Source organism: Variovorax sp. RKNM96, from assembly GCF_017161115.1.
GTDB lineage: Bacteria > Pseudomonadota > Gammaproteobacteria > Burkholderiales > Burkholderiaceae_C > Variovorax.
Genome location: NZ_CP046508.1, coordinates 3,858,901 through 3,874,889, shown reverse-complemented (window position 1 = coordinate 3,874,889; position 15,989 = coordinate 3,858,901). Strand labels below are relative to the sequence as shown.

13 protein-coding genes are annotated in these 15,989 nt (G+C 66.8%); 2 read left to right on the top strand and 11 right to left on the bottom strand.

What is annotated here, in order from left to right; translation table 11 throughout:
- Positions 1–55 precede the first annotated feature (55 nt).
- From dapD to GNX71_RS17735, 3 genes are read right to left on the bottom strand one after another with little or no spacing between them, the layout of a single operon-like run.
- Positions 56–889 (bottom strand): 2,3,4,5-tetrahydropyridine-2,6-dicarboxylate N-succinyltransferase, encoded by an 834-nt coding sequence (dapD, locus tag GNX71_RS17745; protein WP_042579770.1) that lies wholly within the window; start codon positions 887–889, stop codon positions 56–58.
- A 52-nt stretch (positions 890–941) separates the two neighbouring features.
- Positions 942–2,153 (bottom strand): succinyldiaminopimelate transaminase, encoded by a 1,212-nt coding sequence (dapC, locus tag GNX71_RS17740; RefSeq protein ID WP_206173537.1) that lies wholly within the window; start codon positions 2,151–2,153, stop codon positions 942–944.
- Between the two features lie 32 nt (positions 2,154–2,185).
- The gene (locus GNX71_RS17735; protein WP_206173536.1) at positions 2,186–3,052 is read right to left on the bottom strand and encodes a LysR family transcriptional regulator; all 867 of its coding nucleotides are present in this window, start codon (positions 3,050–3,052) and stop codon (positions 2,186–2,188) included.
- Positions 3,053–3,144: 92 nt separating this feature from the next.
- Between GNX71_RS17735 and GNX71_RS17730 the strand changes: the two genes are divergently transcribed.
- Complete coding sequence (locus GNX71_RS17730) at positions 3,145–4,152, top strand: zinc-dependent alcohol dehydrogenase family protein (protein ID WP_206173535.1); 1,008 nt, start codon at positions 3,145–3,147, stop codon at positions 4,150–4,152.
- Between the two features lie 17 nt (positions 4,153–4,169).
- Here GNX71_RS17730 and GNX71_RS17725 read toward each other — a convergent pair whose 3' ends face one another.
- From GNX71_RS17725 to GNX71_RS17710, 4 genes are all read right to left on the bottom strand, one after another.
- Positions 4,170–5,159, bottom strand: coding sequence for a DUF3829 domain-containing protein (locus GNX71_RS17725; RefSeq protein WP_206173534.1), 990 nt, complete (start codon positions 5,157–5,159; stop codon positions 4,170–4,172).
- Positions 5,160–5,264: 105 nt separating this feature from the next.
- Complete coding sequence (locus GNX71_RS17720; RefSeq protein WP_206173533.1) at positions 5,265–5,903, bottom strand: LysE family translocator; 639 nt, start codon at positions 5,901–5,903, stop codon at positions 5,265–5,267.
- Between the two features lie 29 nt (positions 5,904–5,932).
- Positions 5,933–7,279, bottom strand: a complete 1,347-nt coding sequence (gene argA, locus GNX71_RS17715; protein WP_206173532.1) for an amino-acid N-acetyltransferase — start codon at positions 7,277–7,279, stop codon at positions 5,933–5,935.
- A gap of 40 nt (positions 7,280–7,319) precedes the next feature.
- Positions 7,320–9,302, bottom strand: coding sequence for an AAA family ATPase (locus tag GNX71_RS17710; RefSeq protein WP_206173531.1), 1,983 nt, complete (start codon positions 9,300–9,302; stop codon positions 7,320–7,322).
- Between the two features lie 386 nt (positions 9,303–9,688).
- Between GNX71_RS17710 and hrpA the strand changes: the two genes are divergently transcribed.
- Positions 9,689–13,552 (top strand): ATP-dependent RNA helicase HrpA, encoded by a 3,864-nt coding sequence (gene hrpA / locus GNX71_RS17705; protein WP_206173530.1) that lies wholly within the window; start codon positions 9,689–9,691, stop codon positions 13,550–13,552.
- 45 nt (positions 13,553–13,597) lie between these two features.
- Here hrpA and GNX71_RS17700 read toward each other — a convergent pair whose 3' ends face one another.
- The 4 genes from GNX71_RS17700 to GNX71_RS17685 form a co-directional block, all read right to left on the bottom strand.
- Positions 13,598–13,756: a DUF3309 family protein gene (locus GNX71_RS17700; RefSeq protein ID WP_093239522.1), complete on the bottom strand. Its 159-nt coding sequence runs from the start codon at positions 13,754–13,756 to the stop codon at positions 13,598–13,600.
- 99 nt (positions 13,757–13,855) lie between these two features.
- The gene (locus tag GNX71_RS17695) at positions 13,856–14,305 is read right to left on the bottom strand and encodes a DUF3592 domain-containing protein (protein ID WP_206173529.1); all 450 of its coding nucleotides are present in this window, start codon (positions 14,303–14,305) and stop codon (positions 13,856–13,858) included.
- Positions 14,306–14,318: 13 nt separating this feature from the next.
- A complete protein-coding gene (locus tag GNX71_RS17690; RefSeq protein WP_206173528.1) occupies positions 14,319–14,693 on the bottom strand; it encodes a rard protein in 375 nt (124 codons plus the stop codon).
- 28 nt (positions 14,694–14,721) lie between these two features.
- Entirely contained in the window at positions 14,722–15,897 is a 1,176-nt protein-coding gene (locus tag GNX71_RS17685) for a pyridoxal phosphate-dependent aminotransferase (protein WP_206173527.1), read from the bottom strand.
- Positions 15,898–15,989: the final 92 nt, after the last annotated feature.

Below are 15,989 nucleotides of genomic sequence, written 5' to 3'. Positions count from 1 at the left end.
CGGTCTCTCTCCTCGGTTCTGTTGTTTTCTAACGGGACAAAAGCAGGGGGCTCGTTCAGTCGCGCAGCAGGTCGTTCAGGCTGGTCTTGGAGCGCGTCTGCGCATCGACCGTCTTGACGATGATCGCGGCGTAGGTGCTGTAGTCCTGGCCCGACTTGGTCTTCTTGGGCAGGTTGCCGCTGATGACGACGCTGCCGGAGGGCACGCGGCCGAAGGAGGTCTCGCCGGTGTCGCGGTTGAAGATCGGGGTGCTCTGGCCGATGTACACGCCCATGCCGAGCACCGAGTTTTCTTCGATCACCACGCCTTCGACCACTTCGGAGCGCGCGCCGATGAAGCAGTTGTCCTCGATGATGGTCGGGCCGGCCTGCAGCGGTTCGAGCACGCCGCCGATGCCGACGCCGCCCGACAGGTGCACGTTGGCGCCGATCTGCGCGCACGAACCCACGGTGGCCCAGGTGTCGACCATGGTGCCTTCGCCCACGTAGGCGCCGATGTTCACGTACGAGGGCATCAGGATCGCGCCCTTGGCGATGTAGCTGCCGCGGCGGGCCACGGCCGGCGGCACGATGCGCACGCCCGATTCCTTCAGCTCGCCGGCCGACAGGTGCGAGAACTTCGTCGGCACCTTGTCGTAGAAGCCGAGCGAGCCGGCCTGGATCTGTTCGTTGTCCTTCAGGCGGAACGACAGCAGCACGGCCTTCTTGATCCACTGGTGCACCGTCCACTTGCCGACGCTTTCGCGCGTGGCCACGCGCAGCTTGCCGTTGTTGAGCTCGGTGATCACGTGCTCGACGGCGTCGCGCACTTCGGCGGAGGCGGCGGAGGACGAGATGTTGGCGCGGTCTTCCCACGCGGCGTCGATGATTTGTTGCAGTTGCTGGGTCATGGAGAGGGTCTCGGGTGAAAAATCGGGGCCAGGAGCCTTGGGAAGCGGTGCGTCAGTGCCGGCCGTCTTGCACGAAGCGGACGATGCGCCCGGCGGCTTCCACGCACTCGGCCGTTTCGGCCACCAGGGCCATGCGAATGCGGCCCCGGCCAGGGTTGGCGCTATGCGTCGTGTTTCGCGCCAGATAGCTCCCCGGCAGAACCGTGACATTGTATTGAGCGTAGAGCGCGCGGGCGAAGGCTTCGTCGTCGCCAGCCCACACTTCGGGCACGCCGGCCCAGAGGTAGAAACTGGCGTCGGGCAGGCGCACGTCGAGCACGGGTTCGAGCAGCGGGGTGACGGCGGCGAACTTGGCGCGGTACTTGGCGCGGTTCTCGACCACATGCGCCTCGTCGCCCCAGGCCGCGATGCTGGCGGCGGCCACGGTGCCGCTCATGGCGCTGCCGTGGTAGGTGCGGTAGAGCAGAAACTTCTTGATGATGGCCGCGTCGCCCGCCACGAAGCCGCTGCGCAGGCCCGGCACGTTGCTGCGCTTCGAAAGGGAAGTGAGGGCGATCAGGTTCCTGAAGTCGGGCCGGCCCAGCTTCACCGACGCTTCAAGGCCGCTGAGCGGGGGCTCGTCGCGGAAGTAGATCTCGCTGTAGCACTCGTCGGCCGCGATCACGAAGCCGTGGCGGTCGGAAAGCGCAAAGAGCTTCTGCCATTCGTCCAGCGCCATCACCGCGCCGGTCGGGTTGCCCGGGGAGCAGACGAACACGAGCTGGGTGCGGGCCCAGATGTCGTCGGGCACGCTGTCCCAGTCGACCGCGAAATTGCGCGATGGCACGCTCGGCACGTAGTACGGCTCGGCGCCCGAGAGGAGGGCTGCGCCCTCGTAGATTTGATAGAACGGATTGGGCGACAGCACCACCGGCTGCGGCGAAACGGTGGCATCGATCACCGTTTGCGCCAGCGAGAACAGCGCCTCGCGCGAGCCGTTGACCGGCAGCACCTGGGTCGCCGGATCGAGCGCGAGGCTGTAGCGGGTCTGGAGCCAGTCGGTGAAGGCGGTGCGCAGTTTCAGGTCGCCGGCGGTGGCGGGGTAGGCGGCCAGCGCGCCGAGGCTCGCGCTCAGTGCTTCCTTGATGAAGTCCGGCGTGGCGTGCTTGGGTTCGCCGATGCCGAGGCTGATGGGGGCGTATTCGGGAACGGGCGTGACGCCCGCGAACAGTTGCTTCAGCCGCTCGAAGGGGTACGGCTGCAACCTGGAAAGCAAGGGATTCATGGGCTGGATTATCGGCGACGGGGGTGTCGGCTTCACGACGCCAGGGCGCCGATCGTGCAGTCGATGAGCGCTCGAAGCCGCGCCAGCCGCCGCAGGTCGCGGTGGTAGCCGAGCCAGACATCGCGCCCGGGCGGCGCTTCGCCGAGGTCCATGCGCCGCAGGCCGGGCGTCTGGTCGCCCAGCGCGACAGGCAGCACCGCGAGGCCAGTGCCGGCGGCGCAGAGCCGGGCCTGCACTTCGCGGCTGTTGCTTGCGAAGGCGACGCGGGCGTTGGGCAGCATGCGGCGCAGCCAGACGACATCGGGGAAATCGCGATAGGCGGTGTCGAGCGTGACGAGTGCGGTGCCGGTGCCGTCGCCAGCTTTTGGTGCCTTTTGCCCTTCCGCCGCGAACACCGCGTAGTCCATGTGCATCAGCTTGCGCTGGAGGATGTAGGGCTCGTCGAAGGGCTGGATGCGGAAGACGAGGTCGGCTTCGCGCCGCGCGAGGTTCAGGAGCCGCGTGTCGGTCAGCAGTTCGACGCTCACGCCTGGGTGCTGGCGAATGAACCCCGCCAGCATCGGCGAGAGCACGTACACGCCGAACCAGTCCGAGGACGACACGCGCAGCGAGCCCTCCAACTGCTGCTCGCTGCCTTCGAGTTCGCGCTGGAAGGCGAGCGCCTGTTCTTCCATGCGCTCTGCGTGGCCGAGCACCGATTCGCCCTCGGCGGTGAGCACGAAGCCGTCGCTCGTGCGCTGGAAGAGCGTGAGCGAGAGGCTGGCCTCCAGCGCCTTCAGCCGCCGGCCCATGGTCGGCTGCGACAGGCCGATCTGCCGGGCCGCGGCCATCAGCGTGCCGGTACGGGCAATGGCCAGGAAAACCCTGACGTCGCTCCATTCCATGGGGGTGTCATTCATTTATGAATGATACGCCTGCAGTTTTGTCAATTTACTTGCAGTTGTGTTGATCGAAGAATCGATCCATTCATTCACGACCCAAGGATTTCCCAATGACAGCCTCTCCCTCGACCATGCACGCCGCCGTGCCCGACGCCGCTGGCCAACCCTTTCGCAATGCCGAACTCACGCGTCCCGCGGCCGGCCGCAACGAGGTGCTGGTGCGCATCCACGCGAGTGGCGTGAACCCGCTCGATACCAAGATTCGCGCCGGGCAGGCCGCGCACGCACAGCAGCCGCTGCCCTCAGTGCTGGGCATGGACCTGGCCGGTGTGGTCGAAGCGGTCGGACCGGGCGTGACCAGATTCAAGCGCGGCGACGAGGTCTACGGCATGGCCGGCGGCATCGGCGGCCTGCAAGGCACGCTGGCTGAATACGCAGCCGTCGATGCGGACCTGATTGCGCTCAAGCCGCACGACCTTGGCATGCGCGAGGCGGCAGCGATGCCGCTGGTGTTCATCACCGCATATGAAGGGCTCGTGGACCGAGCGAAGACGCAAGCCGGGCAGACGGTGCTGGTGCACGGCGGCGCGGGCGGGGTCGGTCACATGGCGGTGCAGCTGGCGCGTTCGCTGGGCGCCGAGGTGTTCGCGACCGGCACGCCGGAGCAGGCCGAAACCATCCGGCGCTTCGGCGCGACGCCGATCGATTTCACGACGACATCGGTGGAAGACTATGTCGCGCAGCACACTGCCGGCGAAGGCTTCGACGTGGTCTACGACACGGTTGGCGGCGCTGTGCTCGACGCGTCGTTCGCCGCCGCCCGCCGCTACGGCGGCCACGTCGTCAGTTGCCTTGGCTGGGGCACGCACAAGCTGGCACCGCTGTCGTTCCGTGCGGCCACTTATTCGGGCGTATTCACGCTGATGCCGATGATCCTGGGCCGCGGCCGCGCACACCACGGCGAGATCCTGGAAGCAGCGGCGCGGCTGGCCGAAGCCGGGCAGCTCGTGCCGCTGATGGACGCGCGCCGCTTCACGCTGGGCGAGGCCACGTCCGCCCATGAGGCCGTCGAATCGGGCAAGGCCCGCGGCCGCATCGTTGTCGACATCGGGGCCTGACCGCGGCTTGAACCGCCTCAGCAGAGCGGATGGTTGAACTGCCCGATCATGTTGGCGAAGTTCTGGTTGTAGCGGTTGGCCGAGTTGACGATGCTGGAGCTGCGCATGTGCGCCGGCATCCTGGCCATCGCGCCGGTTTCCTTGCGGGCGAACACGCCGTCCTTGATGTCCTTGACCATCGAGCGCGACTGGCCGATGAACTCGTTGATCTGCAGCATGCCGCCGCTGCAGCTCTTGCCGCTCTGGGTCGACTGCTCGGCCATCTTCTTGCTCCAGCCTGCAGCCGAGTCGGCCACCAACGCCAGCGAGGCTTCGAAGGCGGCGAGCGCCTTCGGATCGTTGGGCGCCGCGAACAGCGTCATGGCATCGGCGTGGTTCAACTTGCCGTGATAGATCAGGCCGGCGCGGTAGTAAGCGGCCGTGTCCTTGGGCGCCTTCTCGAAGGCTTCCTTGGTGAGCGCCTGGTCGCGGGCGCTCAGGCCCTTGTCGAAGGCCGCTTCGGCCTCGGCAACGGTGGTGAGCGCGGCCAGGTAGTCCTTGTTCATCTGGCGTGCCTTGTCACCGTTGTCGGCGAGGTAGCCCTTGGAGTTGGCGTAGTCGTTCAACTCGCGGCTCAGGGGCGACAGCACCTTGAGCGCGGCCGAGAACACCTTGGCCGATTCGTCGATCTCGGGCAGCGGGGCGGCGATGGCAACGGCCGCGTCCAGCTTCTTGGCCGAGCGGTCCACGAGGATGTCGTTCTGGATGCGCAGGCTGGTCAGCGGCGCCTTGGCCTTTAGCAGCGGAACCTGGTTCTCGACGTAGTTCTCGCACGCTTCCTGGAACGAGGTGCTCAGGCTGTTGGAAACGTCGACGTAGATGTTGTATTTCTCGATGAGCTGCTGCTCGTTGCTGGACTGCTTGGCGGTGACCTGGGGCTGCGAGGTCTTGTCCGCCTTGTCGCCGCAACCTGCGAGGAGCGCCGAAATGGCGACGAGGGTGGCTCCAAAAAGGGTCTGGTACTTCATTCTTCTTTTCCTCCGTTAAGAAAACAGCAAAGGCAAGCCGTGGCACGGCTCGCGCGAAACATCGTGGGGGAGGGGCGCCGCTGCCTGAGGACAGCGGTCGAGGCTTCAGGCGGCGCTGCGCCGGTAGAAGGCGAGCGAGCCCGCCAGTGCCAGCAGCATGCCGCCGCAGGCGCGGTCGATCCAGCGCGTGGCCGAAATCGTCAGGAGTCGGATCGCGCGGGCGCCGACGAAGGCGTAGGCCAGCATCACCACCATGTCCAGGCCCGCGAAGATCAGCGAAATGACCAGGTATTGCGGCGCCTGCGCGGCCGTCGGGTCGATGAACTGCGGCAGGAGCGCCGAGCAGAAGATGTAGCCCTTGGGGTTGGTCACCGCCACGAGAAAAGACTTGAAGAAGATGCGCCGGCTTTCGCCCGCAGTGACCGTGGCTGCGGCGTCGGCATCCGGCAGCTGGAAGCCGCCCTTGGAGCGCAACATGCGCAGCCCGAGCCAGGCCAGGTAGACCGCGCCGACCCACTTGAGCATCGAGAACCAGAACTCCGACGCCGCCAGCAGCGCGCCGAGCCCGAGTGCCACAGCGCCGACCAGCACGAAGTCCGACAGCACCGCGCCGAGCATGCCCGGCAGGGCCCGGCGCACGCCGTGGCGCGAGCCGTTGCTGAGCGCCAGCAGCACGGTGGGGCCGGGCGTGGCGATGGCCGCGAAGGCCACGATGGCGAACAGCAGGGCGGTAGCGAGCGTCATCGTGGTGTCTTCTTCTGGAGGTTGTCAGGCTAGATCTTCTTGACCAGGACCATGCTCTTGCGGTCCCAGTTGTATTTGCGCTTGCGGGCTTCGGGCAGCCAGTCGGGGTTGACCTGCTGGAACCCGCGCTTGAGGAACCAGTGCATCGTGCGCGTGGTGAGCACGAAGATGCTTTCGAGGCCCATCGACTTGGCGCGGTGCTCGATGCGCTTGAGGATGCGTTCGCCGTCGCCCTGCGACTGCGACAGCGGCGAGACGGTCAGCGCCGCCATCTCGGCGGTCTTCGCCTCGGGGTACGGGTAGAGCGCGGCGCAGCCGAAGATCACGCCGTCGTGCTCGATCACGGTGTAGTGGCCCACGTCGCGCTCGATCTCGGTGCGGTCGCGCTTGACCAGCGTGCCGTCGCGCTCGAACGGCTCGATGAGTTGCAGGATGCCGCCGATGTCGTCCACGGTGGCTTCGCGCAGGCTTTCGAGTTTTTCGTCGATCACCATGGTGCCGACGCCGTCGTGCACGTACACCTCCAGCAGCAGCGACCCGTCGAGCGCGAACGGCAGGATGTGGTTGCGCTCCACGCCGGCCTTGCAGGCCTTCACGCAGTGCTGCAGGTAGAAGGCGGTGTCGGTGGGTTTTTGCGCCGGGGGGAGGGAGGCGAGCAGCTTCTCGGCGGCGTCCAGCGGCAGTTCGGTGTCGATCGGGTTGTCTTCGCTCTCGGGCAACTCACTGTCCATGCGGATGCCCGGGATCTCGGTCAGAAAGATCAGCTTGTCGGCCTGGATCGAGATGGCCACGCTGGTAGCGACTTCTTCCATCGTGAGGTTGAAAGCCTCGCCGGTCGGCGAGAAGCCGAAGGGCGACATGAGCACCATCGCGCCGAAATCGAGCGTGCGGCGGATGCCGGCCGCATCGACCTTGCGCACGAGGCCCGAGTGCTTGAAGTCCACGCCGTCGACCACGCCCACGGGGCGCGCGGTGATGAAGTTGCCCGAGATCACCCGCACCGTCGAGCCGGCCATCGGCGTGTTCGGCAGGCCCTGGCTGAAGGCCGCCTCGATCTCGTAGCGCAGCTGGCCGGCGGCTTCCTGGGCCGAGTCGAGCGCCACCGCATCGGTGATGCGGATGCCATGCGAGTACTGCGCCTCGTGGCCCTTGGCGGCCAGTTGCTCGTTGACCTGCGGACGGAAGCCGTGCACCAGCACGATCTTCACGCCCATGCTCTGGATCAGCGCCAGGTCTTGCGCGATGTTCTGCAGCTTGCCCGCCGCGATCGCTTCGCCCGCGAGCCCGACCACGAAAGTCTTACCGCGATGCGTGTGGATGTAGGGCGCGACCGAGCGGAACCAGGGCACGAAGGTGAAATTGAAGACGGTGGACATGGGGCGTGATTGTGCATTCTTGGAAGCGATTTCGTATGGCTCAGGCCAATGCGCGCAGTACGCGGGCCGCCGCGGCGGGCGGACCCGCGCCGCGGCCTCGGCCGGCCGCCGGCTGCAGCACGTCCGCCTTGCGGGCGCGGAAGGTCGCGAGCAGTGCCGCATAGGCGTCGGTCGACTCGCTCGCCGGGGTGACCGGCAGGTCGAGCATGGCGGCCAGTTCGGCCGGGGCGATGGAGCCTTCGCGCATCAGTGCATCGACCACCGCCATCAGCGCGGCGGTGTGCGTTTCGAGCAATGCGAGCGCGCGTGCGTGCTCCTGCACGAGCAGCGCCTCGATCTCCGGGTTCGTCGCCTCGAGGTCGGTGTTCAGGTTGTCGTCGGCGTCGTTCGCGACGTCGGTGCGACTCAGACGCGAGCCGAAGGCGTAGTGGCGCACGTACTGCGCCGCGTTGGCCGTGGCCTGCATGAAGTCCTGCGAGGCGCCCGAGGTGCAGGCCTCGCCGCCGAACACCATCTGCTCGGCGGCGCGGCCCGCCAGGCTCACGCAGATGCGGTCGCGCAGGTTCTCCTTGGACCAGGTCTTGCGCTGCTCATAGCTGTTGTAGCCGCCCTCGAACGAGGCCACGTTGATCTTGATCTCCTGCGGCGCGCGGCCGAAGAGCACGCCGTAGATCACGCCGTGGCCGGCCTCGTGCACCGCGAGCAGGGCGCGGAAGTCCTCGCTCGAACGTTGCTTGAGGCGGTTGAGCTCCAGCACAACCGGGAACTGGCTGCGCGCCTTGCGGTACTTCGCCACGATGCAGGGCACGCTCGCGTCGAGCGAGAGCCACACCGGCTCGCCGCTGTCCGCGCCGCGCTCCAGCGCCCACAGCGCCGCGTTGACCAGCGTCGCACTCAGGATCGCGTGGATCGAGGAGAACAACGGACGCGTGCCCTGGGCCGGAAACACGGCGTTGGCATAGATCTGCTCGTACACGCCCGCGTCGAGCACGAAGCGCACGCCGGAGCTTTCCTGGATCTCGCTTACATAGCGGTCGCAGATCGACAGGATCAGCTGCACGTAGGTGGCGCGGTTGAACGACGGGTAGATCACATGGTTGTTGCCCAGGCGCGCGATCTGCTCGGGACGAAAACGATTGGCGAGCGCCTTCTTCACGTCGATGACCGAGAGCTTCTTCGTCAGCGCATGGAAGATGTCGGCATCGGTGTCACAGTCTTCGACGCGCTGGGCGGTCTCGGCGTACATCTCGTCCAGGTTGCCCGAGACGAACACCAGCAGCTTGCTGTAGTCGGTTTCCCAGTTCTGCTGCGTGTCGCGGAAGGCGCGCAGGCGCGCATGCACCTCGGCGGGCTTCCACGCCATGATCTGCAGCAGGGTCTCGGGCAGCTTCAGGCAGCGCTTGACTTCGCGCGCCTCCCAGGGCGAGAGGTGCAGCTTGCGCTTCTTGAGCTTCTTCTTGTCGGCGGGGCCGTCGCGGTCCTGCTCGTATTCGGCGTAGGCGAGCGAGGATTCGATCTCGCCGAGCATCGAGAGCGCCGGCGGCAGGCGGCCGTCGGACAGCAGCGCCCACACGTCCTGGTAGCGCTCGACCTTGGCGTCGTGGCCGTTGCCGTCCACGGTGCGAAAGCGCTGGAACTCGTCGAGCACCAGGATGCCCGGCGTGCCCTCGACGATGCCCGACTCGGCCAGCATGGCCGAGATCGAGCCGCGGCTGTGGTGGCCCGAGCCGTGGCTGAAGCCGTCCATCTGCACTTCGATGAAGCGGTCGTAGAAGCCCAGGTGCTGGGCGAGCTTGCGCACCAGCTGCGTCTTGCCGGTGCCGGTCAGGCCCCAGAGACAGACGATGACGGGACGGCTGATGAGCTGCGGCAGCACATACCAGGCGCGCAGCGATTCGATCACGCGATCGATGATGTCGTCGATACCGAAGAGTTCTTCCTTCAGCGATCGGGCGACGGTCTGCAGGTGCTTCGTTCGCTCGGCGAGCTCGGCATGCAGTTCGGAATGGATGTCGGTGGACATGGAATGATTTCTTTGAATAAAACAGGTACGAAAAAGCGGCCACCCCCTCGCAAGGAGGGAACGGCAGGCAGACGCTGTAAAGGGACGGTTGCTGCGCTTCTGTGCCTGAAGCACGCGACTCGAAAAAAGTGGCGCAGGCCTCAGGCCGGGCGGAGCAACCTGACCCGGCCATGCGTCGGGAGCGCATGGCGTGCGCAGCGACTGCGCAACGGGGTGAGGGCAAGGAAGGACATGGACGCGATCCTAGCGAGGGGTTGCGGTAGAGTAAAGACTATTTACGCCGCGCGTTGCACCGGCACGCCGCACTGTGGAAGCTGTGCAACAGCCGCGGTGCGCGCCGATAATCGACGGTTTGCCCGCCGCGTGCCGACGACGACTGCTCTCCCTTGACGACCACGACACCCTCCGCCCCCTTGCGCATCGAGTTCCCCGAATCGCTTCCCGTCTCCGGCCGGCGCGACGAAATCATGGCCGCCATTCAGGCGAACCAGGTCGTGATCGTCTGCGGCGAAACCGGCTCGGGCAAGACCACCCAGTTGCCGAAGATCGCGCTGGCGCTCGGCCGCGGCAAGATCAACGCCGAGCCGGGCAAGGGCCGGCTCATCGGCCACACGCAGCCGCGGCGCATCGCGGCGAGCTCGGTGGCCAAGCGCATCGCCGAAGAGCTCAAGACGCCGCTGGGCGATGTGGTCGGCTTCAAGGTGCGTTTTCAGGACCGACTGAGCCGCGACGCCTCGGTCAAGCTGATGACCGACGGCATCCTGCTCGCCGAGACGCAGACCGATCCGCTGCTCAAGGCGTACGACACGCTCATCATTGACGAGGCCCACGAGCGTTCGCTCAACATCGACTTCCTGCTTGGCTACCTGCGCGAGATTCTTCCGCGCCGCCCGGATCTGAAGGTGATCGTGACCTCGGCGACCATCGACGCCGACCGCTTCGCACAGCACTTCGCATCGGCCAAGGGCCCGGCGCCGATCATCTATGTCTCGGGCCGCACTTTCCCTGTAGAGCAGCGCTACCGCCCCTTCGAGGAATCGCGCGAGCACGACCTGAACGACGCCATCGCCGATGGCGTCGACGAGCTCTGGCGCGATCCGCACAACGCGGGTGACATCCTCGTCTTCCTGCCCGGCGAGCGCGAGATCCGCGAGGCGGCCGACCACCTGCGCCGCCACCTGAGCCACCAGCCGCTGTTCCGCAACGCCGAGGTGCTGCCGCTGTTCGCGCGGCTCTCGGGGCCCGAGCAGGACCGCATCTTCGACAGCCATACGGGCCGCCGCATCGTGCTCGCCACCAACGTGGCCGAGACCTCGCTGACGGTGCCGGGCACCCGCTACGTGATCGACACCGGCACGGCGCGCGTGAAGCGCTACAGCTTCCGCAGCAAGGTCGAGCAGTTGCTGGTCGAGCCGATCAGCCAGGCCGCGGCCAACCAGCGCGCGGGCCGTTGCGGCCGCGTGGCGAACGGCATCTGCATCCGGCTCTACGACGAGAAGGATTTCGACGGCCGCCCGCGCTTCACCGACCCGGAAATCCTGCGTTCTTCGCTCGCGGGCGTGATCCTGCGGATGAAGTCGCTGCGCCTGGGCGACGTGGCGCGTTTCCCGTTCCTCGAAGCGCCGTCGCCGCGCGCGATTGCCGACGGCTACCAGCTGCTCAACGAACTCGGCGCGGTCGACGATGCGAACGAGCTCACCGCCACCGGCGCCGAACTCGCCAAGCTGCCGCTCGACCCGCGTGTCGGCCGCATGATCTTGGAAGCCCGCACGCGCGGCGCGCTCGAAGAGGTGCTGGTCATCGCCTCCGCCCTCAGCGTGCAGGACGTGCGCGACCGGCCGATGGAAGCGCAGCAGCAGGCCGACCAGGCGCATTCGAAGTTCGACGACGAGAAGAGCGAGTTCAGCGGCTACCTGCGTTTGTGGAAATGGATCGCCGATGCACGCGGCGGCCACGGCGACACACACAAGCTCAGCAACCGCCAGTACGAGCAGCTGCTGCGCCAGAACTTCATCAACATCCGCCGCGTACGCGAATGGCGCGACATCCACTCGCAGCTGCTCACGGTGGTGACCGAGCACAAGTGGCGCATCAACGCGGAGCCGGCCGGCTACGAGCCGCTGCACCTGTCGATGCTCGCCGGCCTGCTGGGCAACGTCGGCTGGAAGCTCGAGGACGACGAGGCGTACCTCGGCGCGCGCGGCATCAAGTTCTACAAGCACCCGGGCGCGCATCTGAAGAAAAAACCCGGCCGCTGGATCGTCGCGGCCGAACTGGTCGAGACCACGCGGCTCTTCGGCCGCGGCATCGCCAACATCGAGCCGCAATGGCTCGAGCAGGTGGCGGGGCATCTGCTGAAGAAGCAACTGCTCGATCCGCATTGGGAGAAGAAGGGCGCGCAGGTTTCGGCGCTGGAGCGTGCGACGCTCTACGGCCTCGTGGTGTACAGCGGGCGCCGCGTCGATTTCACCAAGGTCGACCCGGTCGCGGCGCGCGAGATCTTCATTCGCGAAGCGCTGGTCGGCGGCCAATGGGAAAGCAAATTCCCGTTCCTCACGGCCAACCGCAAGCTGGTGCGCGAGGTCGAAGGCCTGGAGCACAAGGCGCGCCGGCAGGATGTGCTGGTCGATGAAGAACTGATCTTCGCGTTCTACGACGTGCAATTGCCCGCCGATGTGGCGAGCGGCATCAGCTTCGAGAACTGGTATCGCCATGCCTCGAGAGAACAGCCGCGTCTCCTGTACCTGACGCGCGACGAATTGATGCGCCACCAGGCAGCCGGCATCACGACGCAATCGTTCCCGGCCACGCTGCGGCTCGGTGGCGTCGACTGCGCCGCGGCCTACCTGCACGAACCCGGCGATGCGAAGGACGGCCTCACCGTCAGCGTTCCGCTGTTCGTGCTCAACCAGGTGAGCGAGGAGCGCTGCGAGTGGCTCGTGACCGGCATGCTCAAGGACAAGATCCAGGCGCTGCTCAAGAGCCTGCCGCAGCGCCCGCGCTCGCGGCTGGTGCCGCTGCCCGAATCGGCGACGAAGTTGGCCGAGGCGCTGTCGGAGCCCGAGCTGTTCGGCACCGGCTCGCTCACCGACGTGCTGCTCAAGCGCGTGCGCGACATGACCAGCATCGACGTGAAGCGCGCCGACTTCAAGCTCGACATGCTGCCGCCGCACCTGTTCATGAACCTGCGCATCGTCGACGAGCATGGTCGCCAGTTGGGCATGGGGCGCAATCTGGGTGCGTTGAAGGCCGAGCTGGGCGCGCAGGCGCGAGGCGCCTTCCAGGCATTGGCTGGGCTCAACGTGAAAGCGTCGCCTCAGCCGAAGGCCTCGGCCGCCAACGAAGACAAGGTGCCTGCGAAAAGTGCTGCGCCCGAGAAGGCGACGCCTGCGTTGCCCGCGGGTCAGCGCTACACGGCCTGGACCTTCGGCGAGTTGCCGGAACTGATGGAAGTGCGCCGCGGATCGCAGTCGCTCATCGGCTTTCCCGCGCTGCGCGACGAAGGCGATGCGGTGACGATCGAGGTGTTCGACGAACCCGCCGTCGCCGCCGCGAAGCACCGCGCGGGCCTGCGCCGCCTGTTCGCGCTGCAGCTGAAAGACGCGCTCAAGTACCTCGAGAAGAACATCCCCGACCTGCAGAAGATGGCCGTGGCCTACATGCCGCTGGGCACCTCCGAGGAGTTGCGCGCGCAGATCATCGACGTGGCCATCGACCGGGCCTTCCTGCAGGAGCCGCTGCCGACCGACGAGTTCGCCTTCAAGCGCAGGCTGGAAGAGGGGCGTGGGCGGCTCACGCTGATCGCCAACGAGGTGGCGCGGCTTGCGTCCACCATCCTCGTCGAGTACGCCGCCGCCGCGCGCAAGATCAAGGACACCAAGATCCAGCCCGAGGCCGTGCAGGATGCCGCGCAGCAGTTGCAGAAGCTCGTCGGCAAGCGCTTCATCGCCGACTCGCCATGGACGCAGTTGCAGCACTTCGCGCGCTATCTCAAGGCCATCGTGCTGCGCCTGGACAAGCTGCGCGCCGACCCCGCGCGCGACACGGCCAAGCTGGCCGAACTTCGCCCACAGGAGCAGCGCTACTGGCGGCTGGTTGCCGAACGCAAGGGCGTGGTGGACGACCGCATGCTCGAATTCCGCTGGCTGCTCGAGGAGCTTCGCGTGAGTTTCTTTGCCCAGGAGCTGCGCACGCCGCAACCCGTGAGCGTGAAGCGGCTGGACAAGGCCTGGGCCCAGCTGCAGGCATGAAAAAGCCCGCTGCGAAGCGGGCTTTTCTTTATCGAGGCGTGGGCGCTATATGCGACCCATGAGCACCAGGATGACGACGATCAGCACCACGAGGCCGAGGCCGCCGCTGGGTCCATAGCCCCAGGACCGGCTGTAGCCCCAACTCGGCAGCGCGCCGATCAGTATCAGGATCAGGACGATCAGCAGAATGAACGAGAGGGACATGGTTTTCTCCTGGGACGTTTGTTGTAACGAGCCTTGATGCTCGCGGTCCCGGAGGGCGCGAAGGGCCGGAGAGCCGCCACTTCGGCGGTCAGGGCTGTCCTACCGTGGGCGTCGGCGCTTTGCCGGTGCGCCTGCAAGCAGGAAGTGCATGGCCACCGCAAAGGCCAGGAAGACGGCGCCAAGTCCGCCCACGATGGCCGCGCCGCCCCAGAGGGCAAAGAAGCCGTCGAGCCGCGCGTCCTGCGGGTTGGCGGGGTTGAAGAACACGCCCACGACTTCGCCCTCGCTGTAGGCGGGCGGGTTGCTGCTGCTCGATGGCGAGAACTCGATGATCGCGCCCGAAGGCGCCTTGAAGCGCACCCGCGGACGCCACTTCGGCGAACTGTTGCGGCGCGAACTCTCCACGGCCTGCAATGCGATCACCTCGCCCTGTGCCTTGCTGGCCGAGGCGATGAATGCCGAGGTGTTCCGGTACAGCAACCATGCGCCGACAAGCATCGACGTGCCGACCAAGGCGAAGACGATCTTGACGATGCGGACGGAGTTCATGCGGGCGATCCTCTCAGGCCCGCACCGATTCGGTCAACAAGGTGCCGCCGGCCGCGAGCAGCAGGCCCATCACCAGGAAGCCTGCGGCGCCCAGCGTGGACACCAGTGCCCGTCGCCAGGGGCGCGTGCGAAAGAAATAGACCGGAATGCCCAGCAGCGGAAAGACGCCCGCGAGCAGCGCCGAGCGGCCGGGCGGGATCACGCCGCGCGCCAAGCCCTCGGCCCGGCACCACGTGTAGCAGAGCGCGGAGATGAGGAACGCATGCGCCACGTCGAGCACGCTGTAGTCCTTGCCGCGAAGTGGCGGCATGAAGGCGTCGGCCACGCCCACCACGAAGAACGAAAGGCCCAGCACCAGCAGGATCCAGCGCGGCCGGTTCATCGTCATCGCGGTGCCCGGATGCCGGCTGTCGGTGTCAGAGCTTCGCGAGCCGGTCCAGCGCGGCGACGAGCGTCTCGTCCTTCTTGGCGAAGCAAAAGCGCACCACGCGCTGGTCGAAGCCGTTGCCGTAGAACGCCGACAGCGGAATCGCCGCCACGCCGATTTCGCCGGTGAGCCACAGGCAAAAGTCGGCTTCGGAGAGATCGCTCACGGCCGAGATGTCGACGCACTGGAAGTAGCTGCCTTCGCTGCGCAGCAGCCTGAAGCGCGTTTTTTCGGCCAGGCCCGCGGCGAACAGGTCGCGCTTGCGCTGGTAGAAGGCCGGCAGTTCGAGATACGGCTTCGGCTCGGCCATGTACTGCGCGAGCGCGTGCTGCATCGGCGTGTTGACGGTGAACACGTTGAACTGGTGCACCTTGCGGAACTCCGCCATCAGCGGCGCGGGCGCGGCCACGTAGCCGACCTTCCAGCCGGTCACGTGGTAGGTCTTGCCGAAGCTGCTGACGATGAAGCTGCGCGCCGCCAGGCCCGGGAAGCGGGCCACGCTTTCGTGTCGCGCCGCATCGAACACCATGTGCTCGTAGACCTCGTCGGCGATCACGAACACGTCGGTCGGGGCGAGCAGCTCTTCGAGCTTGCGCATCTCGGCCTCGGTCCAGACCGTGGCGCTCGGGTTGTGCGGCGTGTTGATGATGATCGCGCGGGTGCGCGGGCTCATCGCCGCGGCGATCTTGTCGAAATCGGGGCGGAAGGTGCCGGGCACGAGCGGCACGCGCACCACGCTGCCGCCGGCCAGTTCGATGTTGGGCACGTAGCTGTCGTAGCAGGGCTCCAGCACGATCACCTCGTCGCCGGGACGCACGATGGCGAGGATGGCGGTGATGATGGCCTGCGTCGCGCCCGCCGTGACGGTGATCTCGGTGGCGGCGCTGTAGCTGTGGCCGTAGAGCGCGGAGATCTTGGCGACGATGGCATCGCGCAGCGCCGGGATGCCCGGCATCGGTGGGTACTGGTTGTGGCCTGCGGCCATGGCGGCCGTCACGTCTTCGAGCAGCTTCGGATCGCAATGGAAATCCGGAAAGCCCTGTCCGAGGTTGACCGCATTCTTCTCGGCGGCGAGCGCCGACATGACGGTGAAGATGGTGGTGCCGACAGCCGGCAGCTTGGTCGTGATCTCGGGCGTGCGTGGAGAAGAAAGAACAGTGCTCATGGTGGTCGTGGGTTCAGTGATTCCGCCGCGCGGTCCCTCTTCGTGGAACACCGCAGAACCGGCTCCGCCGGGCTGCTGGTGTTGCCCCCTGG